The organism is Stenotrophomonas sp. TEPEL (genome assembly GCF_004348785.1).
GTDB classification, from domain to species: Bacteria; Pseudomonadota; Gammaproteobacteria; order Xanthomonadales; family Xanthomonadaceae; genus Stenotrophomonas; species Stenotrophomonas indicatrix.
Genome location: NZ_QQXJ01000001.1, coordinates 3694172 through 3721152 on the forward strand (window position 1 = coordinate 3694172; position 26981 = coordinate 3721152).

General features: G+C 67.7%; 21 protein-coding genes, 1 pseudogene and 1 riboswitch. Of the genes and pseudogenes, 13 read left to right on the forward strand and 9 right to left on the reverse strand.

Annotation, left to right across the window (positions count from 1 at the left end; translation table 11 throughout):
* Positions 1–211 (forward strand): integrase core domain-containing protein (locus TEP_RS16925; protein WP_165933935.1); only part of this gene is annotated, 211 nt, incomplete at its 5' end.
* Positions 212–694: 483 nt separating this feature from the next.
* Here TEP_RS16925 and TEP_RS16930 read toward each other — a convergent pair.
* Together TEP_RS16930 and TEP_RS16935 are read right to left on the reverse strand one after the other, a co-directional pair.
* On the reverse strand, positions 695–3289 hold the full coding sequence (locus tag TEP_RS16930) for a M14 family zinc carboxypeptidase (RefSeq protein WP_132826039.1): 2595 nt from the start codon (positions 3287–3289) through the stop codon (positions 695–697).
* A 64-nt stretch (positions 3290–3353) separates the two neighbouring features.
* A complete protein-coding gene (locus tag TEP_RS16935; protein WP_132826040.1) occupies positions 3354–5993 on the reverse strand; it encodes a TonB-dependent receptor in 2640 nt (879 codons plus the stop codon).
* A 195-nt stretch (positions 5994–6188) separates the two neighbouring features.
* Here TEP_RS16935 and queD point away from each other — a divergent pair, with 195 nt between their 5' ends.
* Entirely contained in the window at positions 6189–6551 is a 363-nt protein-coding gene (gene queD / locus TEP_RS16940) for a 6-carboxytetrahydropterin synthase QueD (RefSeq protein ID WP_132826041.1), read from the forward strand.
* A gap of 603 nt (positions 6552–7154) precedes the next feature.
* Here the strand turns inward: queD and asnB are convergent.
* Positions 7155–9056, reverse strand: a complete 1902-nt coding sequence (gene asnB / locus TEP_RS16945; protein ID WP_132826042.1) for an asparagine synthase (glutamine-hydrolyzing) — start codon at positions 9054–9056, stop codon at positions 7155–7157.
* A 345-nt stretch (positions 9057–9401) separates the two neighbouring features.
* Here asnB and TEP_RS16950 point away from each other — a divergent pair, with 345 nt between their 5' ends.
* Both TEP_RS16950 and TEP_RS16955 read left to right on the forward strand, forming a co-directional pair.
* Positions 9402–10091, forward strand: a complete 690-nt coding sequence (locus TEP_RS16950; protein WP_025878439.1) for a winged helix-turn-helix domain-containing protein — start codon at positions 9402–9404, stop codon at positions 10089–10091.
* A complete protein-coding gene (locus TEP_RS16955; RefSeq protein WP_132826566.1) occupies positions 10088–11431 on the forward strand; it encodes an ATP-binding protein in 1344 nt (447 codons plus the stop codon). Before TEP_RS16950 ends, TEP_RS16955 begins: the two co-directional genes overlap by 4 nt.
* On the opposite strand, the gene TEP_RS16960 is transcribed toward TEP_RS16955, so the two are convergent.
* Positions 11428–12900 (reverse strand): HAMP domain-containing sensor histidine kinase, encoded by a 1473-nt coding sequence (locus tag TEP_RS16960; RefSeq protein WP_132826043.1) that lies wholly within the window; start codon positions 12898–12900, stop codon positions 11428–11430. The genes TEP_RS16955 and TEP_RS16960 overlap by 4 nt on opposite strands.
* Positions 12897–13616: a response regulator transcription factor gene (locus TEP_RS16965; protein WP_032976390.1), complete on the reverse strand. Its 720-nt coding sequence runs from the start codon at positions 13614–13616 to the stop codon at positions 12897–12899. The genes TEP_RS16960 and TEP_RS16965 overlap by 4 nt, the downstream gene beginning before the upstream one ends.
* 144 nt (positions 13617–13760) lie before the next feature.
* Between TEP_RS16965 and msrB the strand changes: the two genes are divergently transcribed.
* The 4 genes and pseudogenes from msrB to TEP_RS16985 all read left to right on the forward strand — a co-directional run.
* Positions 13761–14336 carry a peptide-methionine (R)-S-oxide reductase MsrB gene (msrB, locus tag TEP_RS16970; protein WP_132826044.1) on the forward strand — a complete coding sequence of 192 codons (576 nt, stop codon included), beginning with the start codon at positions 13761–13763 and terminating at the stop codon, positions 14334–14336.
* A 2-nt stretch (positions 14337–14338) separates the two neighbouring features.
* A complete protein-coding gene (locus TEP_RS16975) occupies positions 14339–16102 on the forward strand; it encodes a cytochrome c biogenesis protein DipZ (protein WP_132826045.1) in 1764 nt (587 codons plus the stop codon).
* A gap of 14 nt (positions 16103–16116) precedes the next feature.
* A complete protein-coding gene (gene msrA / locus TEP_RS16980; protein ID WP_132826046.1) occupies positions 16117–16854 on the forward strand; it encodes a peptide-methionine (S)-S-oxide reductase MsrA in 738 nt (245 codons plus the stop codon).
* A 216-nt stretch (positions 16855–17070) separates the two neighbouring features.
* A pseudogene (locus TEP_RS16985) lies at positions 17071–18456 on the forward strand (PLP-dependent aminotransferase family protein); the annotation flags it as partial.
* A 113-nt stretch (positions 18457–18569) separates the two neighbouring features.
* On the opposite strand, the gene bioD reads toward TEP_RS16985, so the two are convergent.
* Positions 18570–19256, reverse strand: coding sequence for a dethiobiotin synthase (gene bioD, locus TEP_RS16990; protein ID WP_132826047.1), 687 nt, complete (start codon positions 19254–19256; stop codon positions 18570–18572).
* A 67-nt stretch (positions 19257–19323) separates the two neighbouring features.
* Between bioD and TEP_RS16995 the strand changes: the two genes are divergently transcribed.
* Together TEP_RS16995 and TEP_RS17000 are read left to right on the forward strand one after the other, a co-directional pair.
* Positions 19324–19806 carry a GAF domain-containing protein gene (locus TEP_RS16995; RefSeq protein ID WP_025878430.1) on the forward strand — a complete coding sequence of 161 codons (483 nt, stop codon included), beginning with the start codon at positions 19324–19326 and terminating at the stop codon, positions 19804–19806.
* On the forward strand, positions 19803–20165 hold the full coding sequence (locus TEP_RS17000) for a TfoX/Sxy family protein (RefSeq protein ID WP_132826048.1): 363 nt from the start codon (positions 19803–19805) through the stop codon (positions 20163–20165). Before TEP_RS16995 ends, TEP_RS17000 begins: the two co-directional genes overlap by 4 nt.
* Before the next feature lie 90 nt (positions 20166–20255).
* On the opposite strand, the gene TEP_RS17005 is transcribed toward TEP_RS17000, so the two are convergent.
* Positions 20256–20834, reverse strand: coding sequence for a histidine phosphatase family protein (locus TEP_RS17005; protein WP_059065880.1), 579 nt, complete (start codon positions 20832–20834; stop codon positions 20256–20258).
* A gap of 176 nt (positions 20835–21010) precedes the next feature.
* A riboswitch (cobalamin riboswitch) is annotated at positions 21011–21232 on the forward strand.
* Positions 21233–21348: 116 nt separating this feature from the next.
* On the opposite strand from TEP_RS17005, the gene btuB reads away from it, so the two are divergent.
* Positions 21349–23190 (forward strand): TonB-dependent vitamin B12 receptor, encoded by a 1842-nt coding sequence (gene btuB / locus TEP_RS17010; protein WP_132826049.1) that lies wholly within the window; start codon positions 21349–21351, stop codon positions 23188–23190.
* A gap of 78 nt (positions 23191–23268) precedes the next feature.
* Here btuB and gph read toward each other — a convergent pair whose 3' ends face one another.
* Positions 23269–23937 carry a phosphoglycolate phosphatase gene (gene gph / locus TEP_RS17015; RefSeq protein WP_025878426.1) on the reverse strand — a complete coding sequence of 223 codons (669 nt, stop codon included), beginning with the start codon at positions 23935–23937 and terminating at the stop codon, positions 23269–23271.
* 127 nt (positions 23938–24064) lie between these two features.
* Positions 24065–24994: a LysR family transcriptional regulator gene (locus tag TEP_RS17020; protein ID WP_132826050.1), complete on the reverse strand. Its 930-nt coding sequence runs from the start codon at positions 24992–24994 to the stop codon at positions 24065–24067.
* Between the two features lie 106 nt (positions 24995–25100).
* Here TEP_RS17020 and TEP_RS17025 point away from each other — a divergent pair, with 106 nt between their 5' ends.
* Positions 25101–25739: an NAD(P)H-binding protein gene (locus tag TEP_RS17025; protein WP_132826051.1), complete on the forward strand. Its 639-nt coding sequence runs from the start codon at positions 25101–25103 to the stop codon at positions 25737–25739.
* A 156-nt stretch (positions 25740–25895) separates the two neighbouring features.
* Positions 25896–26816, forward strand: coding sequence for an MBL fold metallo-hydrolase (locus TEP_RS17030; RefSeq protein WP_132826052.1), 921 nt, complete (start codon positions 25896–25898; stop codon positions 26814–26816).
* The last annotated feature ends 165 nt before the right edge of the window (positions 26817–26981 follow it).

Below are 26981 nucleotides of genomic sequence, written 5' to 3' on the forward strand. Positions count from 1 at the left end.
CCAGAGCATGAGCCGGAAGGGCAATTGCTGGGACAACGCCGTAGTGGAGCGGGTGTTTGCCACCCTCAAGGGAGAATGGCTGTACGCCAAGTACCCGACCCGGCACGAGGCAGCCGTGGATATCGAAAAGTTTGTGGACTGGTACAACCGTCGGCTGCACACCGCCAACGGGCTGGTCCCACCTGCGCTTCACGAAGCGCAGGTGGCCTGAACGCCCCTTGAGAGTGTCCAGAAATACTTGACCACCTCAACCCATCCATGGGGGCTCGTAGGCGCCTTGCTCGTGTGCGCTGTCCTGCGCACACGGCAAGACCGGGGTTGGGCGTCCTGCCCAACCCGCCCGGGGCATGCCTCGGGCCCATGGCGCCTGCGGTTTTGCACTGCCCCCGCTCCCCAACGCTTCAGACATTTCCAGCGCCTACTTGTCCCGCCGGGTAGCCGAGAGAAGAAGGATCAAATTCAAATTCAAAGACAAAAGCAAAAGCCGGAATTCCAACTTTTGCTTTTGCCCTTGCTCCCGCCTTGGGTTTGATGCATCCGCGCCCGCAGGAAACTGTCTGGGGAGGACGGATGGGCCGCGCAGGACCGCAGGCGCCATGGATGGCGCCTACGAGCCTACACGGACGTACTTGCGGCGTGTCCTGCGCGGCCCATCCGTCCTCCCAATCCCAGCATCAGTTCGGCGCGTAATGCCTCAACCCCGCGCTTTCGCCGGATTCACCAGATTCCCGAAGAAGATCGCGTTGATCAGCATCCGATCAGTGCCATGCCAGTACTTGCGATGCGCCGGATCATCAGCAAACAGGATCACGTTGCCCTGCCCCTGCGCTGACACCAGCAGCCACGCACTGCCGGCCACGCGACTGCGGTTGCGCTCGGACAGATACCCGTTCACCCGAGGTGTGTCGTCGATCCGCACCACCGTGGAAAACCCGTTCGTGCTCGGCTGCAGGATGACCGTGTTCTCCTTGTTGATCGCCAGTTGCCGGCGCGGCACGCCGAACGCCAAAGGATGACTGGGGTCGACGTCGGCGCTGAGGATGTTGCCGCTGACACGCTCGATCGCGGCGATATCGCGCTGGTCACCGAAGGCGCGGCGCGTGGTGTCTGCTGCTTCCTCGTCCTTGCCCAGCTTCTCGCCGTCGGCAAGTTTCTGTTCGATCGCCCACTTCGACGCGCTGCCATAGGTGACCAGTGACCCGCCGGCCTGGATCCAGCGCTTCAATGCCGCTACCGCGGTCGCGTCGATGCCGGCATAGGTGCCGCCGGACAGCACGATCGTGGTGTAGCGCTCCAGCGATACCTTGCCCAGCTGCTGCGGGTCCAGCTTGCTGGCCGGCAGGCGCAGCTGCTGGTCGAGCAGGAACCACGCCGAACCGATTTCGGTGGCTGCCACGCCCTCGCCCATCACCAGCGCGACGGCGGGCTTGCGCAGTGCCTTGACGCCATCACTGCCAAGGTCGATGCCGTCGCGGCTGCGACCGCTGGCCAGCGCATGCACCTGCACATCGGCGGCCCGCGCGGCGGCGGCGACCGCCTCCTGCAACGCCGCACCCTGCAGCGGCTGCCCGGCCACCGGTACCACGATGCTGCCCCCGGCAAAGGCCACCTCACCTTGTGCGGTGGCCGCGGTGAACGGCTGGAAGGTGGCACGCGTGGACAAGCCCTTGGCCTGCAGGGCGGCCAGTGCGCGGCCCGCGTTGTAGTCGCGCCAGTCGATCACGTAGGCGAAGCCCGCTTCACCGCCGGTCAGCCCTCCCTGCACTGCGGGAACCTCGACCACGCGAGCGCCGCCATCGATGCGGCTGCGGCTGCCGGCAAAGGCCACGCCGTAGGCCGGGGCGATCGCGTAGCTGGTGCTGCCGTAGAACACGTCGCCCTTGATCGGCGGGGTCTCGGCGAAGATCGAATGGACCAGGCGGAACTGCGCCTGCTGCACCGGCACCACGTAGGCGCTGCCCGCTTCGAAACGCTGGCCATCTACACTGACAGCGCGGTCCAGTGCATGCACTTCAATCCTGTGCAGCAACAGCAGTTCCAGCAGGCGCCGGGTCAATGCCGGATCATGCGCGTCGCCGAACACGAAGCTCTTCACCGGCTGTTGTGCGGCCTGCTTCAGCGCGCTCTGGAAGAAACGCTTCTGCAGATCGAACAGCGCGCTGCGCTCGGTCACCGCACCGCGCACCGTGCTCAACCCGGTGGCAACCTGGTTGCGGATGGTGAACGGGAACGTCAGCAGGCCATTCACCGATTCCTGCACGCGGCCGCGCGAGCTGGCCTGCTCCACGGTGACGCCGACCGCGCCGTGGAAATCCGGATAGGTCGAGCCGTATACGGGCGAGAAATTGTCGAAGTTCTCACCGGTGTAGTACAGCGAACCCAGCGCATCGAGCGCCTGGGCGTGGTACTTGGCCAGGGTCTTGTTGAACTCGTACGACGCTGCCGGGATCAACGGACTATGCATGCTCTTCGGCGATGGCTCGAAGTAGTACGTGCTGTCCTTGCCCATTTCGTGGAAGTCGATCTGCACGTTCGGGTACCACTGGTGGAACTGCGCCACCTTTGGCCGCGAATCCTGCTGCGTCAGTGCCAGCCAATCGCGGTTGAGATCGGTGAAGTAGTGGTTGGTACGCCCCTGCGGGAACGGTTCAACGTGTTCCTTGTCGGCCGGATCGGCCGAGGCCGGATCGGACGCCCAGGCGTTGTGCCAGTTGGCGGCGCGATCGCGGCCGTCGGGATTCTGCGCAGGGTCGAACAGCACAACCGCCTGCTGCAGCCACTGCTGCGTTTCCGCGCTGCGGTTGGCCACCAGGTAGTAGGCGGTCAGCATCGCCGCTTCGCCGCTGGAAGTCTCGTTGCCGTGCACGCTGTAGCCCAGCCACACCACCACCGGGCTGTCACCGGCAGCGCTGCGCGGCTGCGCCGGATCGGCCAGGGTCGCGTGCTGCTGGCGGATCTGTTCCAGCCGCGCGTGGTTGCCTGCAGCAGTGACCGTGGCGATCAGCAGCGGTCGGCCCTCATAGCTGCGGCCGATCTCGCGCACGCTGATCCTGTCCGAGTGCTTGGCCAGCTCCTGGAAGTAAGCCACCAGCTGGTCATGGCGGGTGTAGCGGCTGCCGATCGGATAGCCGAGGAACTGCTCCGGCGTGGGAATGGCGGTATCGAATGCCGCGGCATCGGTGGTCTGCGGGAAGAAATAGGCGCTCTGCGCATGTACCGCAGGCGGCAACGATACGGCGGTGGCGACGGCGAGCAACAACGGGAAAACGGCACGGCGGTGGAAGGACACGGTGACTCCCCTGGAACATGGCAACACGGCCGGCCACACAGGGTGGCCGGCCGCGGCGGGTGGATCAGAAGCGGTAGTCGAAGCCCAGCGTGAAGTAGCGGCCACGCAGGTCGTACTGGCTGAAATCGTACGGCGCGCGGATGCCCGGGAACGAGGCGTCGTACGGCGGCGTCTTGTCACCCAGGTTCTGCACCTTGGCGTACACGGTCAGGTTCTCGATGCCGGTGTAGCCAAGGTAGAGATCGAACTGGTTGTAGGCGTCGACGCGGCTCTGCACCGCAGCGGCAGCGGTGCTGGCCTTCTGGTCGTAGCCACTGGTGTAGTACCAGGTCACCGCGGCGGTGTAGTCGCTGTACTTCCAGTCCAGGGTGGTGGTGGCCTTGTTCTTCGGCAGGGTAGCGCCGAGGTTGCTGCCGGCATAGTCCACCAGCGGGCCACCGACCACGGTCGGGCGCCGGTAGTCGCGTACGTGGGTGTAGGCCGAGGTCACGGTGAAGTCACCGAACGCGGTGGTCGGGATGCGCTGCCTCAGCTCGACGTCGATGCCCGAAGTCTTCAGTTCGCTCAGGTTCTGGTAGCGGTTGTACACCGCCTGCAGCTTGCCACGCTCATCGCGCTGCACGGCACCAGCGACGTTGTCGTTGACCAGGGTCTGGGTGTTGTTGGTACCGACCAGGTTGTCCAGCTGGATACGGTAATAGTCGATGCTCAGGTTGGTGTTCGCCCACGGCGACAGCACCACGCCGAAGTTCACGCTCTTGGTGCGCTCCGGCTTCAGGTCGCTGTTGCCGACGGTGAAGAAGGTCGGGTTCTGCCGCGAGCCCGGCACGTCCGGATCACGCGGGTCGACCACGCTGCCGTAGGCGATGCTGGTGCTGTTGGAGTTCTCCGACAGCGACGGTGCGCGGAAGCCCTTCGACGCCGAGGCACGCACCAGCAGGAAATCCAGCGGCTGCCAGCGCAGGCCGAGCTTGGGCGAGAACGCGTCGCCGAAATCATCGTAATGATCGGCGCGGGCGGCAGCGGACAGTTCCAGGGTCGAGGCCAGCGGCACGTTGACCTCGGCGTAAGCGGCGCTGACCTTGCGCTCGCCATGCACTTCGGCGATTGCCGGGCGCACCTGCAGGCCGGCATCGATCTGCCACGGGTTGTTCGAATCAAGCTTCTCGCGGCGCCATTCGGCACCGGCGGCGAAACCGATGTCGCCGGCCCAGGTGTGGCCGAGACTGCCGGAGATCTTCGCATCAATGCCCTGCAGCACCGACTCGGCCGGACGCAGGGTGGCGATGTTGATCGAATCGCGTACCGACTGCGGCGTCGCGGCCGGGTTCAGCAGGTTGTAGCTGCCGGTGGCCAGTGCATTGGCCAGTGCCCAGCGGTTTGCAAAGCCGCCGGAGACGGTTTCGCGCTCGCTGCTGCGCGCACCGAACGCGGCCACTTCCCAGTCCCACTTCTCGGTGTTGCCACGCAGCCCGAACACACCGCGATAGGCGGTGGACCGGTTGGTCTTGATGGTGCCGCCGAGGTCGAAGAAAGTGTATTCGATCGGGATCGCGCGGCCGTACGGGTTGTACGGGTTGCTGGCCGGCAGGTTGGACGACACCGGCTCGGCCAGGCCGGTCTGCGCGTTCAGTGCGAAGCGACCGCTTTCCAGGGTGAAGAACGGGCTGCTGCCGAACCACGCAGCGCTCTTGATCTGGCTGTACAGCACTTCACCGAACGCTTCGACGTTGTCGCCGAGGCGGAACGTGCCGTTGGCGTAGGCCTGGTAACGCTTGGTCGAGGGAATCAGGGTGGTGTACGGGGCCTGGTTGAAGCCGCAGGTATCACCGGCCATACCGTCGATCGGCGCACTGGCCACGCGGGTGGTGCCGGTGGGGCAGTTGCCGTTGGCATCGAGCATCGGCACGGAGGTGCCATTGACCAGATAGCGTGCGCCCTTGGCCGACCAGCCGTTCCAGCGGCCGCCGGGCTGGTCGCTGTAGATGCCACTCTTGGTCAGGTTGCGCTCGTCCTGGTCCAGTCGCTCGCGGTTGTAGCCCTGCAGGCTGAAGAGGATGTTGTAGCCATCCTTGTCGATGTCGCCCAGGCCACCAACGAACTTCAGGTTCTGCTCGTGCAGGCCGCCCTGGTCGGCGCCGCCGAAGCTGCCGCCGATCTCGGCGCCTTCGAAGTTCTGCCGGGTGATGATGTTGACCACGCCGGCCACCGCATCGCTGCCGTACACCGCCGACGCACCGTCCTTGAGCACTTCGATGCGTTCGACGGCCACCAGCGGCAGCGCGTTGAGATCGACGAAGGTGTCCGACAGGCCGCCGGCCGGGAAGCCGTAGTTGGCCAGGCGGCGGCCGTTGAGCAGCACCAGCGTGTTCTTCTGCGAAAGACCGCGCAGGCCGATGCCGGCCGAGCCCGACGCCCAACCGTTGTTGGTGGTCTCGTTGCTGGCATTGCCGGTGTTGGCCGAGATCGAGCGCAGCACATCGGCCACGGTGGCCTTGCCGGTCTGTTCCAGCTGCTGGCGGCCGATCACCTGCACCGGGTTGGAGGCTTCGGTATCGGCGCGTTTGATGTTGGAACCGGTGACGCGCACGGCAGCCAGGGTGCTGGCTTCGGCGCTGGCGTCGGCGGGGGTTTCGGCGGCGACAGACAAAGGCGCGGCCAGAGCGACGGCCAGGGCCGCCACGAGCAGGGTGTGCTGGGGCATGACGATGTGGGGGAGGTAGTGGAAGGACGAGGTAAGTTCCGCAGTAATCCATGCCTGGCCGGGGTGCGGCCAATAACATCTCTTCATACGGATATAAGAGAAACTATCATCTCTTCATCCGGATGGAAAGAATTTCTTCACGGGAAGGCAACGCAAAGCCGGGCTGATCGGCCGCCCGCGGCGTACAATCGCGCCATGGAAATCTTCAAAGTCTTCATGCTCGAGGCGGCGCACCGCCTCCCCAACGTGCCGCCCGGGCACAAGTGCGCGCGCCTGCACGGCCACTCCTTCCGGGTGGAACTGAAGGTCGAGGGCGAGCCGGGCGCGCAGACCGGCTGGATCATGGATTTCGGTGACGTGAAGGCGGCTTTCCAGCCGATCTACGAGCGCCTGGACCACCATTACCTCAATGACATCCCCGGCCTGGAGAACCCGACCAGCGAAAACCTGGCCGTGTGGATCTGGAACGAGCTCAAGTCCACCTTGCCGGCATTGAGCGAGATCACCGTGCACGAAACCTGCACCTCGGGCTGCCGTTACCGCGGCCCTGCCGCCTGATCAACCCATTGATCTGAAAGGCCTCAAGGCGCCGGAGACGGCGCCTTCGTGATTTTTGTTGCATTGCCGCATGATCGGCGTATGCTGCATTGCATCAATACAAATGCACGGCGGATGCGACTGGCAGCAACAGCCACTGGCGCGACGCCCACGCTCATTGCATGGGTCCCTCCCCCCATGCAATCCGGACCCGGCAGATCCCTCCCTCTGCCGGGTCTTTTTTTGCCCGGCGTCTGGATTCTGGAGCGCGTCTTCGTCCGGGTCTCTGCGAGCTGGAGGGCCCCGCCGGGGCACGTAGGGGTTTGGGCAAATGTCCCCCGGCACCGGCCGTTGGCCGTCACCTCCTCTTTTACTTTGCCCAAACCCCTACCCCCCCTACCCGCCCCGACGAGGCTCGGCTTACGGCACCAGATGCGCAGATCGCTGCTTTGCTGGGGCCACCGAAGATCTCCCCACGCAGGGCGGAGGCCCTTGCGTGCGAAGTAAAGGGGGAGGTGACGGCCAAGGGCCGGCGCCGGAGGACATTCGCACGCAAGGGCCTCCGCCCTGCGCCGCGCAGATGTGCCGCGCAGAATGCATCCGCCACATGCCATGCAGAAACGCTCAGCGCCCGCGATTGCCGTGCCAGTGCTGGTACCACGCCTGGAACATCAACACGTTCCACAGGTGCGTATGCCATTTGCGCTCGCCGCGCAGGAACGCCTCCCAGATCGCGCGCACGCGTACTGCATCGAAGCACCCCTGGTTGCGCAGCAGCTGCGGCTCGAGCAACGCTTCCGCCCAGTCGCGCAGCGGGCCGGCCAGCCAGCGTGCCATCGGTGGGCCGAAACCGCGCTTGGGGCGATAGACCAGCGGCGCGGGCAGATAGCGCGCCAGCAGATGCTTGAGGATGCGCTTGTGCTCGCCGTCGTGGTACTTCAAGTGCTGCGGCAGGCGCCAGGCCAGGCGTATGACCTCCATGTCCAGCAACGGCGAGCGCGTCTCCACGCCGGCCGCCATGCCGGCACGGTCGACCTTGGCAAGGATCCCCTCGGCCAGGTCCATGCGGAAATCCAGCAGCTGGATGCGCGCTTCCGCCGGCAGTGCGGTGTCCTGCTGGTGGAAGATCGTCGCCGGCTCGCGCGCCCCCAGTACCACCTGGGTCGGCTGCCGCCAGCGGGTGACGCGCTGCAGGTAATGCCCCTCCACGTCGTTGGCGGCCACCTCGGCCACCAGTGCGCGCCAACCGCCAAGCCGACCACGCTCGACGTTCAAGCGGCTGCTGCCACGCCGCGCCAGATCGCGTACCCAGCCCGGCAGGCCACCGCACAGCCGCGCATTGCGCAGCGCGCGGCCATAGCTGGGGTGGCCGAAGAACAGCTCGTCGCCGCCGTCGCCGGTCAGCGCCACCGGCTTGCGCGCGCCGAGCAGCTCGCTGGCCAGCAGGGTGGGCAGCTGCGAGGCATCGGCGAACGGTTCGCACCAGACCTGCGGCAAGCGTTGCAGCAGTTCCAGGCCCTGCCGGCTGTCCATCCTGTGCAGGTGGTGATGCACGCCCAGGTGCCGGGCCACCTGCGAGGCCCAGTCGCTCTCGTCGTGACCGGGGTCGTCGAAACCCACCGTCCATGCTTCCACCGGCAACGCCGACTGCGCCTGCATCATCGCCACCACCAGCGACGAATCGGTGCCACCGGACAGGAATGCACCGCAGGCCACGGGTGAATGCATGCGCGTGGCGATCGCCTGCTGCAGCACCACCTCCACCTGGTCGGTGGCCTGCTCCAGGCTGGGCGCCGGCTGCAACGGCTGCTGCAGCGCGGATTGCATCGCATCGCGCGCGCACCAGTAGCGCAGGCCGCCCTGCGTGGCCTGCGTTGATCCGCCGGCGGCATGATCGTTGAGGTCCACGCGCAGCATCGCCCCGGCCACCAGCTTGTGGATGCCGCGATAGATGGTGTGCGGCGCCGGCACATAGTCATGGCGCAGCAGCAGGCTCAATGCATCCTGGTCGATGCTGGGAGCGAATCCGGCAAAGGCCTGCAGCGCCTTCAACTCCGAGGCAAACAGGAACTGGCCCTGGTACCAGCCGTAATACAGCGGCCGTTCGCCGACCGGGTCGCGCGCCAGCCAGAGCTCGTGCGCGTGGCGGTCCCATACGCTGAACGCAAATGCCCCTTCGATGCGCGACAGCGCACGCTGCACGCCCCACTCGACGATGGCCTGCAGCAACAGGCGTGCATCGGTGCAGCTGCGTGGCAGGTCGCGCAGCTGCGACTGCAGGGCCGCGCGGTTGTAGATGCGGCCATCCAGGCACAGCACGTAGCGCCCGCAGCTGGAGCTGAGCGGCTGCAACGGCATGTCGGTCGGCGCACGGCAATGACCGAGGGCCAGCCCTGCATCGGCATCGGTCCAGTACCCGATGCGACCGCGGCCACGCTGCTGTAGCGCCCGCAGCATCGGCGCCAGCTGTTGCAGCAGCTGCTCGTCGTCGGCAGGCGGCAGCCAGGCCCCGACCACGCCGCTCATCGCTGGCCTCCGTGGCAAGGGCATTCAAGGAAAAGCGCGGGATGGGAGGCGGACGGCATGAGGGCGGCACGCGGATGGGGAGAGCTGCCATGCTCGGCCCCGCCGAGCGCCACGTCAGTCGTAGCGCTGTCAGCGACCGTCACCGCAGGCGCGGCTTACGTAACGTTTTGTAACAAGACGATGGCTACCGTGCGGCCAAGTCGTTGCCCGGCCTGAGGCCCGGCCCGCGCGCCAGCAACCCCGGCTGAATGGCGCCCGCTCCCTGGACCCGAGCGGCCCGGCAGCTGGGATAGCATCGCCGCGCTCGTGCCACGGCGGTACGGAAGCACCCCGGAGGCCTTGTAGATGCTGGATATCGTACTGGTTGAAGACGACGCTCGGCTGGGCACGATGGTCAGCGACTACCTGAAGCGCCACGGTTACCAGGTCGCCCACGAACGCTGCGGCCAGCGCGCGATCGCCCGGATCCTCAGCGAGAAGCCGGCGCTGGTCCTGCTCGACATCGGTCTGCCGGGCCAGGATGGTTTCGAAGTGTGTCGGCAGATCCGGCCCCACTATGACGGGATCATCTGCGTGCTGAGTGCCCGCACCGACAACATCGACCAGGTGCTGGGGCTGGAGCTGGGCGCCGACGACTACATCGGCAAGCCGATCGAACCGCGGGTGCTGCTGGCCCGGCTGCGCGCCCACCTGCGCCGCCACCGCCGGGTCGAGCCACGTGATGGCGCCCTGCGTTTCGGTGAACTGAGCATCGACCCGTCCACCCGCAACGTGCACCTGCAGGGGCGCCTGCTGGAGCTGACCACTGCCGAGTTCGACCTGCTGTTCCTGCTGGCGGGCAACGCGGGCCAGATCCTCGACCGCGATGCGCTGCTGCGTGGCCTGCGCGGCATCGCCTTCGATGGCCTGGACCGCTCGATCGACGCACGCATCTCGCGCCTGCGGCGCAAGCTCGGCGACAATCCGGAACAGCCCGAGCGGATCAAGACCGTGCGCGGCCGTGGTTACCTGTTCAGCCGATCGGCATGGGGATGAAGCATCCGTCGTCGGCCATGCGTGGCCATGCCTTCCACTTCCTGCGCTACGGCATCGGTTTCCTCACCGCCCATCTGCTGCTGATCGTGCTCGGGCTGTGGGCCTGGGATGCGCTGCTGGAAGACCGCACCGAGGCCAGCCTGCAGGCGGAAATGCGCGGCCCGCACGCGATGCTGCAACATCGCTTCGCCGAAACGCCACCGGCGCAGTGGCCAGCCCTGGCGCAACAGTTGGACAGCGATTTCGCCTATCCGCTGCAGCTGGTGCCGCTGACCGAGGCTGCCGCGATACTGCCGGCGAAACAGCGCAAGGGCTTGCTCGACGGACACGTGCAGATCGAGCTGGACAGCATGCGCAGCCTGCAGCGCGTCGGCAACAGCAGCAGTGCGCTGATCCTGGGGCCGCTGGACCAGGCCCTGCCCGAAGAAGGCTGGCAGGACAGCGAAGCCTCCGGCGTGGCCATCATCCTGCTGATCCTGATGGTGGCGGTGGCATTGCCGATGTACGTGATGGTCTACCGGTTGTGGCGCGATGTCTCGCAGCTGGCGCAGACCGCACGACGGATGCGCGATGGCCAGCTCGACAGCCGGGCGCCACGCGCCGGTACCGCGCTGGTGCGGCCATTGGCCAAGGCGTTCAACCACATGGCCGAACAGCTGCAGCTGCTGCTGGACAGCCAGCGCGTGCTGGCCCAGGCGGTGGCGCACGAAGTACGCACACCGCTGGCACGCATGCGCTTCGGCCTGGCCGACCTGGAAGACACCGGACTGGACGACGCCCAGCGCGATGCGCTGTCCGGCCTGCGCATCGACATCGACCGGTTGCAGCACCTGACCGATGCGGGTGTCGAGTACGCCGCGCTCGGCCGCTGCCATCAGGTCACCCGCCAGCGCCTGCAACTGGCCGCGCTGGTACGCGGCGTGGTCGAGCAGTTCGCACCACTGACGATACCGGTGCAGCAGGACCTGTCACCGGCAGGCCTGGTCAACGTCAACCGGCACATGCTGGAACTGGCGCTGCGCAACCTGCTGGGCAACGCGCTGCGCTATGCGCGCCGGCAGATCCGCATCGTCAGCACGCTCAACGAGGGATGGCTGTGCCTGCAGGTGGAGGACGACGGCCCCGGTATCGCCGTCGAACTGCGCAGCCAGGTACTGCAGCCCTACGTGCGGCTGGACCTGGCCAGCCCGGGCTTCGGGCTGGGCCTGGCGCTGGTGCAGGTGGTGGCCGACAAGCATCGCGGCCACGTGGAAGTGGCCGATTCGGTGCTCGGCGGTGCCTGCATCCGGCTGCTGCTGCCGATGGAAAGCGGTGCTCCGCCCCCGGCAGACAACGCCTAGTTCGCCTCGGCATCGGCACGCGGCAAGGCGAACACGAACAGCGCGCCCTGTTCGCTGTCGCGCAGTTCGATACGGCGGCCATGCAACTGCACGATGCGCTGCACGATCAGCAGGCCGAGCCCGCCGTTTTCGCCACGCCGCGCGCCCAGTGCCGCCGGCGCCTGGAACAGTTGCCCACGCAGTGCTGGCGCCACCCCGGGGCCATCGTCCTGTACCGCCACCTGCACACTGTCGGGCAGCGCCGACAGCTGCACCTGCACGCGGCCCCCGTCCGGCGCATGCCGCAGCGCGTTGTCGAGCAGATTGGTCAGCACGCGCTCCACAAGACCCAGGTCGGCGCGCACCAGCGGCAGGCCCGGCGGGAAGTCAGCGTGCAGGCGCTGCCCACGTGCCTGCGCGGCCAGCTCGAACTTCTGCAGTACGTCCTGCAGCAGTTCCGGCAGCGCGAACACTTCCCACTCCAGCCGCACTTCACCGTGCTCCAGCCGCGCCAGTTCAAACAACGCCCGGGCCAGACGGCCGACCTTGGCGCTCTGCGCCAGCGCGATACCGAGATAGCGACGACGCTCCTGCGGCGACAGCGTGGCTTCTTTCAGCGCCAGCGTTTCCAGGTAACCGTGCAGCGAGGACAGCGGCGTGCGCAGGTCGTGCGAGATGTTGGCCACCAGTTCGCGGCGCTGCAGATCCTGCTGGCGCAACTGCTGCCACTGCTCGCCCAGCCGCTGTGCCATCTGCACATGGGCATGTTCGAGGATCTTCAGTTCATCGCGCTCGCCCGCGCGCAGCGGTACCGGCGCTGGCAGGGGCGTCGGTGCGTCGATGTCGAAGGCCTGGATGCGCCGGGTGACCTGGCGCAGGGGCCGGGTCACCCAGTAGAAGGCCACCAGGCCGGCAAGCAGGCCCAGCCCGCCGATCAGCAGCACCGACCACAGCGTGGTGTGCCATTGGCTGCTGGCGGCAAGATCGTCGGCCAGCATCTGCCGGTGTTCGCCCACCAGCACCACGTACACGTAACCCGCCTGCCGCCCCTGCACCACCAGCGGCGCGACACTGAACACCTTGCGGCCATCGGCACTGCGGGGATCGTCACCGAGGATCGGCAGCGGCGCACCGGACAGCAGGCGCCGCAGCGGTGCCACGTCCACCCGGCTGCGCACCAGGTGGCCGCTGGGCGCATCGTGGCCGAGGATGCGACCCTGCTCATCCAGCAGGTACACCTCGACACTGGGGTTGACCGCCATCAGCTGGCCGAACAAGGCGCGCACCGCTGCATCGCGCATGCCGCTGGTGTCCATCAGCTCGCTGCGCTGGGCGATGTGCTCGGCCAACCCAAGCGACAGGCGCTGCACCACTTCCTGCTCATGCCGGATATTGGTGCGCATCTGCCAGGCCAGCAGCGCCATGCAGCACGTCAGCATCAGCGCCGACATCACCAGCGCCAGTTTCTGCCACAGGTTCGGCTTGATCATGTGGCCGCCCCGGCCGGGTCGACCAGTTTGTAACCGCGCCCCCACACCGTCAGCAGGCGCCGCGGGTTGCCCGGGTCGGTCTCGATCTTGCTGCGCAGGCGGTTGATGTGGGTGTTGACCGTGTGCTCGTAACCGTCGTGCTGGTAGCCCCAGACCTGGTTGAGCAGTTCCATCCGCGCAAACACCTGGTCCGGGTGGCGGGCGAAGAACAGCAGCAGTTCGAACTCACGCGGCGTCAGTTCCAGTGCATTGCCATCGACGGCGGCAGTACGCGCAACCGGGTCCAGCCGCAGCCCTCCGAGTTCGATCGCCCCGGCATCGATGCGCGCGTTCTGTGCCATGGCTTCGGCGCGGCGCAGCAGCGCACGCACACGCGCCACCAGTTCCGGCATCGAGAACGGCTTGGCCAGGTAGTCGTCCGCGCCCAGTTCCAGGCCGACGATGCGCTGGGTTTCGCTGCCACGTGCGCTGATGATGATGATCGGCACGTAGCGCGCCATCGCCCGTGCACGCTGGCAGACCTGCAGGCCGTCCACGCCCGGCAGCATCACGTCCAGTACCAGAGCATCCCACGGACCTTCCTGTTCGATCAGGCGCAGGCCGGCATCGCCGCTGGCGGCGTGTGCGACTTCATAGCCCTCATCACCCAGGTGCATGCGCAGCAGGTCGGCGATGTGGGCATCGTCTTCAACGATCAGGACACGTTTGGCGGACATCGGCAGCTTCGGGCCAGTGGGGAGGCTGCCCGCATTGTGGCGCGGGAGCGACGTGGATACCTCACGAAAAATTGAATCCTGCGTGAGGATTCGTTGACCGGAGGGGGCGCAGCATGGCCCCGTCGCCCCTTCCCGGAGTCCACCATGTCCCTCACCCGCCGCCATCTGCTGGGCCTGGGAGGTGCTGTCACCGCCGCCGGCCTGCTGGGCCTGGGCGCGTGCAGCCGCGCGGCCCCGGCCGCTGCCGAGGCACGGCCTGCGCGACAGTTCGAGGTGGTCCGCAGCGACGCCGAGTGGCGCCGGCTGCTGAGCCCGGCGCAGTACGCCGTGCTGCGCCGGCAGGCCACCGAGCGGCCCTGGAGCAGCCCGCTGAACAAGGAACATCGGCAGGGCACGTTCGCCTGTGCCGGCTGTGGGTTGCCGCTGTTCTCTTCGTCCACCAAGTTCGAAAGCCACACCGGCTGGCCCAGCTTCTGGGCGCCGCTGCACAATGCCATCGGCGAGGACCGTGACACCACCTTCGGCATGGTGCGGGTGGAAGCACATTGCCGCCGCTGTGGCGGCCACCTCGGCCATGTGTTCAACGACGGGCCTCGGCCGACCGGACTGCGCTACTGCATGAACGGCGCCGCGATGGCGTTCATGCCCGGGACTGAGCAACAGGACGCCGCTGGCGGCTGGCGCGTGCCGGTCGGTTCTTCCCCTGCTTCTGGAGCCTGATGATGCTGCTGTTGCTGCTTGCCTATCTCGGCGGCGTGCTAACCCTGCTCAGCCCGTGCATCCTGCCGGTGCTGCCGTTCGTGTTCGCACGCGCTGATCGTCCTTTCCTGCGCAGCACCCTGCCGCTGCTGCTGGGCATGGCACTGACCTTCACCGTGGTCGCCAGCCTTGCCGCGGTCGGCAGCCAGTGGGTGGCGCAGGCCAACCAGGTCGGCCGCTGGGTGGCATTGGTACTGATGGCGGTGTTCGCCATCGCGTTGCTGTGGCCGACCCTGGCCGACCACCTGCTGGCGCCGTTCCAGCGCATCGGCGCGCGCCTGAGCGCACGTGCCGACGCCGCGGATGCGGCCGGCCGTGGCGGCGCCTGGACCTCGCTGCTGATCGGCATCGCCACTGGCCTGCTGTGGGCCCCCTGCGCCGGTCCGATTCTCGGCCTGGTGCTGACCGGTGCCGCCCTGAACGGCGCCAGTGCCGGCACCAGTTCGCTGTTGCTGGCCTACGCGCTGGGCGCCGTCACCGCACTGGCGCTGGCGGTGTGGGTGGGCGGCCGTGTGTTCCGCGCACTGCAGGCCCGGCTCGGCCTGGGTAATGTGGTGCGCCGGGTGCTGGGCGTGGCCGCGTTGCTGGCGGTGGTGGCGATCGGCCTGGGCTGGGACACCGGCCTGCTGACCCGCCTGTCCGCGGTCAGTACCGCACGCATCGAACAGGGCCTGCTGGATGCCGTGCCCGGCACGCAGCCGGCAGCACCACCGATGATGATGATGGCAGGCGGCCAGGCAGGCGCGCCGCTGCCGGTGGAAGGAACGCTGCCCACGCTGGACGGCGCCACCGGGTGGCTCAACAGCCCGCCGCTGAGCCGCGAGCAGCTGCATGGCAAGGTCGTGCTGATCGACTTCTGGACCTATTCCTGCATCAACTGCCTGCGTGCGATGCCGTTCGTGCACGAATGGGCGCAGCGCTACCGCGACCATGGCCTGGTGGTGATCGGCGTGCACACCCCGGAATTCGCGTTCGAGCGCGACCCGCGCAACGTGATGAAGGCCGTGCAGCAGCTGAAGGTCGAGTACCCGGTCGCACTCGACAACCAGTATGCGATCTGGCGCGCGTTCAACAACCGCTACTGGCCGGCGCACTACTTCGTCGATGCACAGGGCAACATCCGCGGTCATCAGTTCGGCGAGGGCAACTACGCGCACTCCGAACAGGTGATCCGCCGCCTGCTGGTGGAAGCCGGGCAGACCGAGCTGCCGCCGCCTGCTGATCCAGCCGCGGCTGACCTGCAGGGCGTGGCCACGCAGGCCGACATGGGCAACCTGCGCTCGCCGGAAACCTACCTGGGCCACGCACGTGCCGAGCAGTTCGCCTCGCCGGGCGGGCAACGCGCCGACGCAGCATTCGGCTACACGCTGCCGTCCGCTCTGGCGCTGAACCAATGGGGCCTGTCCGGACAGTGGCGGGTCAACGATGAGGCTGCACAACTGCAGCAGGCCGGCGGCCGCATCGCGTTCCAGTTCCACGCCCGCGACCTGCATCTGGTGCTGGCACCGGGCGACGACGGCAAGCCGGTGCGCTTCCGCGTGCTGCTCGATGGCAAGCCACTGCCTGCGGCCGATGCCGGCGCCGACGTGGCCGCCGATGGCACCGGCACCGTCAACGAGCACCGCCTGTACCAGCTGATCCGCCAGCGCGGCATGATCGGTCCGCATCGTTTCGAGATCGAATTCCTCGACGCAGGCGTGCAGGCCTACGCCTTCACCTTCGGTTGAACCGGGAGCACACGATGAAACTCTCCTTCGAACAGGGCATTGCCGCCGGCGTCGCCGGCCTGGTCGCCACCGCGCTGGTCGCGGGTGTGCTGCTGGTGGACCACAGCGCGATCGCCGCCCCGGCCGAGCCCACCGCGCAGCGGCAGCCACTGCCTGCGCCCACCGGCGATGCGGCGTTCCGCGATGACGCCAGCCACGCCAGCGTGGTCTTCGCCGGCGGTTGTTTCTGGGGCGTGCAGGGCGTGTTCCAGCACGTCAAAGGGGTGAGCAACGCGGTGTCCGGTTACATCGGAGGCAGTGCCGCCGACGCCCGCTATGAACGCGTCAGCGGTGGCCGCACCGGCCACGCCGAAGCGGTGAAGGTGGACTACGACCCGCGCCAGGTCAGCTATGGACAGTTGATGCAGGTGTTCTTCTCGGTGGCGCACGACCCGACCCAGCTCAACCGCCAGGGGCCCGATCATGGCAGCCAGTACCGCTCGGCGATCTTCGTCGAAGACGCGCGCCAGCAGGCAGCAAGCCGTGCGTACATCGGTCAGCTCGGTCAGGCGGGGAGCTACCGCGCGCCGATCGTGACCCAGGTGAGCAGCGGCCAGCGCTTCTACCCGGCTGAGAGTTACCACCAGAACTACATGAGCAACTACCCGCAGGCCGCGTACATCCGCTACTACGACGCACCCAAGCTGACCGCGCTGGGCAAGCAGTTCCCGGCGTTGTACCGCCGCGATCCCGCGTTGGTGCCGATGCGGTGACACCCCGGGTAGTGCCGGCCGCTGGCCGGCAACCGCCCCCGTCCTCAGCCAGGGATTTCCGGCCAGCGGCCGGCACCACCAAGGCATGAAAAAAGACGCACGGCCACAGGGCCGTGCGCTTGGGAAGTATCGACCCGGCCCCGATCAGGCCCCGCCGACAACGACATGCTAGGCTCCTCAGCATCATGGGTACAGAACCAGATGCGGGCCAGGTCGATGGATACAGAAGACGCCACCACGATGATTCCTCCCCGCTACCAGCGGCTGTCGGACGAGCTGGCTGAAGCCATCCACGGCGGGCGCCTGCCGGTCGGCAGCCGGCTGCCCTCGCTGCGGCAGATGGCATCACAGCGCCAGCTCAGCCTGAACACGGTGATCGCGGCCTACCGTCAGCTGGAAGACGCCGGTCTGGTCATTCCGCGGCCCAAGGCCGGTTTCGAAGTCGCGCCGCGACTGTCGGTTCCGCAGCGCTCGCTGCGCGATGCGCCGTCCGCACCCACCGCCCCGCTGCAGCAGGTGCTGATGGCGCGGGTGCTGGAAGCGCAGCGGCGCCCCGGCGTGATCGACCTCGCCTTTGCCGGCCCGCGTGGGCGCCAGTTCTACCCGGGTGCGCAGCTGGCCCGGCACACCGCGCAGGTGCTGCGCCATGGCCAGCAGACCGTGGAAACCTACGCCCGTCCCAATGGTTCGCCACGCCTGCTGGCGCAGATCGTGCGGCGTGGGCCGCGGATGGGCCTGCATACCCACCCCGAACGCCTGCTGCTGACCCATGGTGCGATGGAAGCACTGCAACTGGCACTGCGCGCGGTCACCCAACCCGGCGATGCGGTCGGCATCGAAGCGCCCTCGTACTTCAACCTGTATCCCCTGCTGACCACGCTGGGCCTGCAGCCGATCGAACTGCCCACCCATCCGCAGCGCGGCCTGGACGTGGATGCGCTGGAAGCACTGCTGCAGCACACCCCTCTTGCGGCGCTGGTGGTGATGCCGACCGTGCACAACCCGCTGGGCTGCACGATGCCGATCGCCGACAAGCAGCGCCTGGCCGAACTGGTCAATGCACGCGAGTTGCCGCTGATCGAAGACGCGGTGTATGCCGAACTGCAGTTCAGCGAGCCGCCAGCGCCGTTGCTGAAGGCGTTCGACCGCGACGGTTGGGTGATGGCGGTCGGTGGATTCTCGAAGACGCTGGCACCGGACTACCGCATCGGCTGGCTCGATGGCGGCCGCTTCGCCGAACGCATCGCGCTGCTCAAATTCCAGTCCACCGGCGGCGAACCGCAGCTGCTCGGTGATGCGGTGGCGGCCTATCTGGAAGCAGGCAGCTACGAGCACCACCTGCATCGCATGCGCCGGTTGTACCGCGAACAGGTCGGTCGCCTGCGGCAGCTGGTGGCCGAACATTTCCCGGCCGGCACCTGCGCCACCGAGCCGCAGGGAGGGTTCCTGCTGTGGCTGGAGCTGCCTGGCGTAGACACCCGGGAGCTGTTCGAGCGCGCATTGGCAGAGGACATCGTGTTCATGCCGGGCCAGGTGTATTCGCGTGGCGCGCGCTACCGGCATTGCCTGCGGTTGTCGTGCTGCCAGACCCTGGACGCGCGCAGTGCCAGTTGCAGTGCTTCCATCGCACCATGGGGGTGGGGCTTAATCGGTAGCGCCGGGCCATGCCCGGCGAGCGCGCCAGAAAATCCGCCGGGCATGGCCCGGCGCTACCATCACGCGCTGTGCAGATACGCGCTCAATGCTTCACCATCGGCGCCCGGCAGATGCGGCAGCCGGCCCCAGCAGGGCATCGGCAGGCGCTGCTGCAAGGTCGCGAAATTCTCATCCTGGCGCTGCATCGACGGATCGATGTGGTTGCCGATCCAGCCCAGGCACTCCACGCCACTGGCCTGCAGCGCGTGTGCGGTCAACCGCGCATGGTTGACGCAGCCCAGGCGCATGCCGACCACCAACACCACCGGCAGCCGCAGCGCACGTACCAGGTCAAGCTGGTCCAGCTGCGCCGACAACGGCGCCAGCCAGCCGCCCACGCCTTCGACCACCACCACGTCGGCCTGTGCGCGCAGGCGTTCGAACGCCGCCACGATCGGGGCCAGTTCGATGCGCACGCCATCTTCTGCGGCCGCCAGCTCGGGCGCCAACGGCTGGCGCAATGCGTAGGGGTTCAGATCGGCGTAGTCAGGCACCGGCAGGCTGGCGGCCTGCAATGCAAGCGCGTCGTCGTTGCGCAGCCCCTGCCCCGCGTCGTGGCTGCCGCTGGCCACCGGCTTCATGCCCACCGCGCGCAGGCCGCGCCGGCGCAGCGCGTGCAGCAGCGCGGTACTGGCGGCGGTCTTGCCGATCTCGGTATCGGTGCCGGTGACGAACAGGGCCTTCGGCAACGTGGCAGGCGGGGACATCACAGGCTCCAGCAGGGCAGCAGAGCCCCCATTATCGCTGGCCCGGCACGCTTGCTAGACTGCGGCCATGTTCGCCAACGCCTCGCTCACCGGCAGCAAGCCGGAACAATACGCCCAGCTGCTGGAACAGGCCCGTGGCCTGGTCTACGGCGAGTCCGACCGCATCGCCAATGCGGCCAACCTCGCTGCACTGGTCTACCACGCCCTGCCCGACCTGAACTGGGTAGGCTTCTACCTGTATGACGGCAAGGAACTGGTGGTCGGTCCGTTCCAGGGCCTGCCGGCCTGCGTACGCATTCCGCTGGACAAGGGCGTGTGCGGTGCGGCCGCCAGCCAGCGCGTTACCCAGCGGATCGAAGATGTGGACGCCTTCCCCGGCCATATCGCCTGCGATGCCGCATCGCGCTCGGAACTGGTGGTGCCGTTGCTCCGCGGTGGGGAGCTGATCGGCGTGTTCGATATCGACAGCCCGGTCGTCGGCCGCTTCGATGCCGAGGACCAGGCCGGCCTGGAAGCCATCGCCGAGGTGTTCGTCGGGGCGTTGGCGTGAGCGCGGTCAAGCTGCGCAACATCGGCCCGAAGAGTGCGGCATGGCTGCGCCAGGTCGGCCTGCGCAGCCGTGAGGACCTGGTTGCGATCGGTGCCGTCGGTGCCTTCGTCAAGGTCAAGCGTGCCGGCTTCAAGCCCAGCCTCAACCTGCTGTATTCGCTGGAAGGTGCGCTGCTGGACTGCCACTGGCAGGAACTGAGCGAACCGCAGCGCACAGCGCTGGTGCAGGACTACGAAGCACGGATTGCCGTGCATCCGCTGAAGGCGGCAGGTCCGGCATCGGGCCCGGTGCATGAGCAGCGCTTCGACGCCGAGGACGACGGCGAAGAAGGCACGGCCGAAAGCGCCGACGAGGATTGACTGTTTGGTAGTGCCGGCCGCTGGCCGGCAAGCTCAGGAACGTTGCGAAGATCGTGCAGTTGCCGGCCAGCGGCCGGCACTACCGTCCGATCAGGGTTGCTGCAGCTCCAGCAGCTCGCCCACCAGCCCCGCTTCACCGCGCTCGACCCACACGCGCAGGCGCGTGCCGTGGTCGATGCGCAGCGCCCAGCACAGCGACATCGGCAGGCCGCACACCAGCGACAGCACCATGCGCAGCGGGCCGCCGTGGCTGACCACGACCGTCGGCGGCGGGTCGTCGTCATCCAGCAGGCGATCCAGCGCGCGTGCGATGCGCCGTTCGAAGTGGCCCCAGCTTTCGCCATGCGGCGGCGGAAACGCGTGCGGATCGGCGTGGAACGCGGCCAACGCCTCTTCCGGCAGATCGAACAATGACTGGCCATCCCAGTCGCCGAAATCCAGCTCTTCCCACTCCTCGTCGGCCTCAACATCCAGCGCGCGCGGTGTGGCCAGTGCCATCGCCGTATGCAGCGAGCGCAGGCGCGGCGAACTGATCACCCGTTCCCACGACTGCCCGGCATAGGCATCGACCAGCTCCTGCGGCAGGCGGGCCAGCTGCGGCGGATCGCTGCGGCCATCGAGGAACTCATCGCGACCGTTGCCGGCATGGCGGACCAGGTCGAGGATCATGCGCGTGCCCAGTCAGGGCGGCGCGGGAACAGCGGAAAACAGACGGACATCGGCAACGGCACCACGATAATTCGAGCTGCATTCTAGGCGCTGGCGCAGGTCTGCTGCACCGTGCAGGTGCATCCGCGCCTGCTCAGTCGTGCGGGTTCGACGCTACGGGCCGGCCGCGATGCCGTAGACTGCGCGCACTTCCAGGTGACCTGCGGCCCTGCCGGCAGGTTGAAACGGGAAGCCGGTGACGCGTGACAACACGCCATGCCGGCGCTGCCCCCGCAACGGTAAGCACGTCAGTTCCAGGCAACCCGCCACTGTGCCGCAGGCATGGGAAGGCGCCTGGACGGTGGCCTCGGGCCACCCGGCGGCGAGCCCGGAGACCGGCCCGGAAGCCTCAGGTCGCGATGCGGTGGGCATGGCGCTGGATGTCTGTGGCGATGGCCGCGGCATCGGCGCGTGCCTGCCTGTTGTGACTCCTCCCCTTCGCTGCGCGGGCGTGCGCGGCACCTGGAGTCCCCCGATGAAACTGCAGTCCCGAATGCTGTCCCTGGCCGTGCTGGCCGCACTTCCTGCATTGGCCCTGGCCGATGATGGCGCCGCCGACCTCGACCAGGTGCTGGTCACCGCTACCCGTACTCCGATCGCCCTGCAGGACAGCATTGCGCCTGCGCAGGTGATCGACCGCGCGCAGATCGAATCCAGCCAGGCCACCTCCCTGCAGGAACTGCTGCAGGGCCGCGCCGGCATCAACCTGACCAATGCCGGTGGCCTGGGCAAGCAGAGCTCGCTGTTCCTGCGTGGCACCAATTCCTCGCATACCGTGGTGCTGGTCGATGGCGTGCGCATCAACAGCGCCGACCTCGGCCTGGCGATGTACCAGGATCTGCCGCTGGCACAGATCGAGCGCGTGGAAATCGTGCGCGGCCCGCAGTCCAGCCTGTACGGTGCCGACGCCATCGGCGGCGTGATCCAGATCTTCACCCGCCGCAACCAGGGTGATTTCGCTCCGCACTTCCAGCTGGGCGGCGGCAGCAATGGCCTGCGTGAAGCCAGCGGCGGCATCGGTGGCGGCACCGAACGCGGCTGGTTCGGCGCCGACATCGCCTACCAGCATTCGGATGGCATCGATGCCTGCCGCGGTTCGGCCACGCTGTTCACCGGCTGCTTTGCCGATGAACCCGACCGCGATGGCTACCGCAACCTGTCCAAGAGCCTGCGCGGTGGTTACACCCTGAGCGACCAGTGGACCGTGGAAGGCAGCGCCCTGCGTGCCGACGGCAAGAACCACTACGACGGCTACTACAACTACTCCGAGACCCGCCAGCAGGTGCTGGCCGGCAAGGTGCGCTACACCCCGTCCGAGCAGTTGACGCTGACCGCCAACGTCGGCCGCAGCGACAACGAGTCCGACAACTTCGGTGATTTCGGTGCACGCGGCAGCGCACAGACGCACCGCGACAGCGCTTCGCTGCAGGCCGACATCGGTATTGCCGAAGGCCAGCTGCTCAGCGCCGGCGTGGACTGGAGCGAGGACAACCTGGATGGCAGCAGCGCCGGTTACCTGGTCGACAGCCGTCGCAACACCGGCGTGTTCCTGCAGTACCAGGCGCGCTTCGGCCGTCACCAGCTGCAGGCCAGCGCACGCAATGATGACAACCAGCAGTTCGGCAACCATGCCACCGGCAGCCTCGGCTGGGCGATGGAGCTGGGCCACGGCCTGCGCGTCAACGCCAGCTACGGCACCGCGTTCAAGGCACCGACCTTCAGCGACCTGTACGACCCGTGGAGCGGCGTGCCGACGCTGGACCCGGAAAAGTCCAAGAGTGCCAATCTCGGCATCTCGCAGCAGGGCCAGGGCTGGCGCTGGGGCCTGGACGTGTACGAAACCCGCATCGATGACCTGATCACCTACGACGCGGCCACCTTCCGCATGCAGCAGGTCGAAAAGGCACGCATTCGCGGTGCCGAACTGACCGGCGGCGCCACCGTGGCCGGCTTCGACATCAACGCGCAGCTGAGCTTCACCGACCCGCGCAACCGCACCAACGGCAGCGCGCAGTTCGACAACTGGCTGGCCCGCCGTGCGCAGCAGACCGCGCGCCTGGACATCGACCGCCGTTTCGGTGATTTCCGCACCGGCCTGACCGTGCAGGGCGCGGGCAAGCGCTATGACGATGCCGCCAACGCGGTGAAGGTCGGCGGCTACGGCACGCTGGATCTGCGCGCCGAATACGCACTGACCCCGGCATGGTCGGTGCTGGCGCGGGTGGCCAATGTATTCGACCGCGAGTACGAAACCGTGGCGTGGTTCAACCAGCCAGGCCGCGAGTATCAGCTGAGCGTGCGTTACCAGCCCAGGTAAGTGGTAGCGCCGGGCCATGCCCGGCGTCGGGGCGCCAGATCGAAGGGCCGCCGGGCATGGCCCGGCGCTACCGGCGGGTCAGATCGCCGATACCGCAGCCAATCCCGGCAGTTCACGCAGGTCGTCGATTACCGCGACGGCCTGCGCGTTTTCCAGGTCCAGTCCTCGCGGATAGCCGTAGCGCACCAGCGCGATCGGCATGCCGGCGTCCTCGGCAGCACGATAGTCGGTGAGCGAATCGCCAACCATCAGGCACGCATCGACGGGCAGTTCGAAGTGCGCGGCGATATGCCGCAACGGCTCACCACTGGGCTTGCGCTGCGGCAGCGAATCACCACCCAGCACCAGCGCAAAGGCGTCGGCGATACCCAGGTGCTGCAGCAACGGCGGCACCAGCGCGGCCGGCTTGTTGGTGCAGATGGCCAGCGGCACGTTCAACGCGCGCAACTGCGCCAGCGCGTCCACTACGCCAGCGAACAGCTGCGGGCTGCGCAGCAGGCATTCGCGGTAATGGACCATGAAGGTCGGCATCACCGCTGCCAGATCGATCTGACGCCCGGCGGCCTGCACGGCCTGTTCGACCAGCCGGCGCACGCCGTCGCCGATCCAACCCAGCACGGTGGCTTCGGGTACGCGCGCCAGGCCGATGTCTTCCAGCGTGCGGTTGAGTGCTTCGGCGATATCGGCGGCGCTGTCGACCAGCGTGCCATCGAGGTCGAACACGACCAGCGGATAGGGATACGACAAGGGGCGGCTCACTCGTGCAACGTGGGGCCGTCCATTGTACGCCCGCGTCTTCAGCCGATCCGGCGTGCGCGGGTGGCCAGTCGGTCCCAGGCAGCACGGTTGTGGTCGATCAACGCCTGTCCATGGTTCATGTGTTCTCCCTGCGCGAAGGGCGCCAGTCCAGATCCTGGAAGGCCGGGCTGGCGAAGCACTCGGCGAGGAAATCCAGGAATCTCCGCATGATAACGGGCTGTTGCCGGCGCGAGGCGTACACGGCATGAATGCCCAGCTCGTCCAGGCTGTATTCGGGCAGCAGTTCGATCAGTTCGCCACTGCGCAGCAACGGTGCGACCTGGTAGGTCGGCAACATGGCGATGCCGGCATTGGCGCGCACCGCCTCCAGCAACAGCGATGCTTCATTGGCGCTGATGTTGCCGCCCACCGCCACCGACAACGAGCGCCCTTCGCGATGCAGCTGCCACAGGCTTTTGCCGACGTAGTGATGGGTCAGGCAGTTGTGCACGGCGAGGTGTTCGGGCGCGGTCGGCGTGCCACGCGCCTGCAGGTAGGCCGGCGTCGCGCACAGCACCGAACGGCAGATCGCCAAGCGACGTGCGATCAGGCTGGGGTCGATCTGCCGCGCGATGCGCACGGCCAGGTCGACGCGCTCCTCCACCAGGTTGACCATGCGGTCGACCAGCAGCAGTTCGATGCGTGCGGCCGGATGGCGCTGCACGAAGGCGGCCACCGCACGCGCCAGATGGCTCTGCCCGAATGACACGCTGGCGGTGATGCGCAGCGTGCCGTGTGGCTCGGGATCGTCGCTGGCCAGCTCACCCTGCAGTTCCTCGCCGATCGCCAGCATCTGCCGGAAACGCGCCAGCGCGGCTTCACCGGCCCCGGTCAGGCTGACCCGACGCGTGGTCCGGTGCAGCAGCCGCGCGCCCAGCCAGCCCTCCACCTCGGCCAGGTAGCGGCTGACCATCGCCCGCGACATGTCCAGCACCTCGGCGGCGGCGGTCAGGCTGCCGCGCTCGGCCACTTCGACGAATACGGTCATGGCGGTCAATCGGTCCATCTGCTCGATCCATGCAACAAACAAGCGCGTTATACGCTGTTTTTCGAGCGACTGCAGCGGCCTACAGTGGCCCCATTCCCAGCCACCACCCCCACGGAGTCCTGCCATGAAGATCGCCCTCGTCGGTGCCACCGGCAACATCGGCCGCCAGATCGCCCGCCACGCGCTGGCCAACGGCCATCAACTGACCGTCATCGTGCGCAGCGCGCAGGACCTGCCGGCCGAGCTGGCCGGCGCCCATCCGGTCATCGCCTCGCTGGATGACCAGGACGCCCTGGTCGCCGCCATCACCGGCCACGATGTGCTGGCCAGCGCCTACGGCCCGCGCCCGGGCGACGACATCGGTCGCGTCGGCGAGGTTGCCGCACAACTGGCCAACGCCGCCCGCAAGGCCCACGTGCCGCGCCTGGTCGTGGTCGGCGGCGCCGGCAGCCTGGAAGTCGCCCCCGGCGTGCAGCTGGTCGACACCCCCACCTTCCCGGAGGCCTACAAGCCCTACGCGCTTGCCCACCGTGAAGCGTTCAACCGCCTGCAGGCGGTGGATGACCTGGACTGGACCTTCTTCTCGCCGGCGGCCGAAATCGGCCCGGGTGAAGAGCGTGGGCAGTACCGCGTGCAGCCCAAGGCGTTCCTCGCCGATGCCAACGGCCACAGCCGCATCAGCTACGCCGACTACGGCGCCGCGTTCGTCGCCGAGCTGGAAGCGCACCAGTACCCGAAGCAGATCATCACCGCGGCGTATTGATGTCAGGCCGCCGGGCATGGCCCGGCGCTACCCACCTGTAAAGCCGAAGGCAACGGCAGGAGCCGTTGCCAACGTCGCTTGCGACGGCCCGCAGGGGGCCGGGCAAGGACGCCCGGCATGGCCAACGCTCGGCTCGACACTCCAAGGACACCTCCCATGCGTACTGCTGCCCTGCTGCTTCCTCTCGCGCTGGCTGCCAGCTTCACCAGCGCCCCGCTGCTGGCCGCACCGGCCGCACCGGCCGCGCCTGCACCCGCCAGCGCCGCCACATCCCAGCTGCGCCTGCAGACCTTCCATCCCGGCCCGCAGGCAATGTTCTCGGTGTCCTCGGTGCTGATCGAAGGGCGCACCGACGCGATCCTGGTCAACGCGCAGTTTGCTGCCGGCGATGCACGCCGGCTGGTCGAGCAGATCCGCGCCAGCGGCAAGCGGCTGACCACCATCTACATCAGCCATGGCGATCCGGACTATTACTTCGGCCTGGCCACCGTGCAGGATGCGTTCCCGCAGGCGCGCATCGTCGCCACCGCGCAGACCGTGGCGCACATCCGTGAAACCCAGGCCGGCAAGCTGGCGTACTGGGGGCCGAAGATGGGCGCCGACGCTCCCGCACGCATCGTGGTGCCCGCAGTACTGGAAGGCGATGCACTGCAGCTGGAAGGCCTGCGCCTGCCGTTGATCGGCCTGGATGGCCCGACGCCGGACCGCAGCGTGCTGTGGGTGCCGTCGCTGCGTGCGATCGTCGGTGGCATTCCGGTGGTGGCCGGCGAGCATGTGTGGATGGCCGATACGCAGACGCCGCAGTCGCATGCCGATTGGCTGCGCACGCTGCAGCAGCTGCAGGCGCTGAAGCCGAAGGTGGTGGTGCCCGGCCATTACGCGGAGGGTGCGGCACTGGATGCCAGTGCGTTGCGCTTCACCGCGGATTACATCCGTGCCTTCGATGTTGAAACCGCCAAGGCCAGGGACAGCGCTGCGTTGGTGAAGGCGATGCAGGCGCGCTATCCGCAGCTGGCGGGCGTGGCGTCGCTGGAGTTGAGTGCGAAGGTGGCCAAGGGCGAGATGCAGTGGCCGTAAGGTAGGGGTTTTCTTTTGCAGGGCTGCGCCCTGCACCCGCCGAATCGACGGCAACGGCAACGGCAAAAGCGGGCATTCCGTGGGCAGGCGGGGTGGGTCCGGTTGCGGGGGTGTCCGCGGCATGGATGCCGCGGCCAAGCCCCCATGGACGGGTTTACGGCGTCC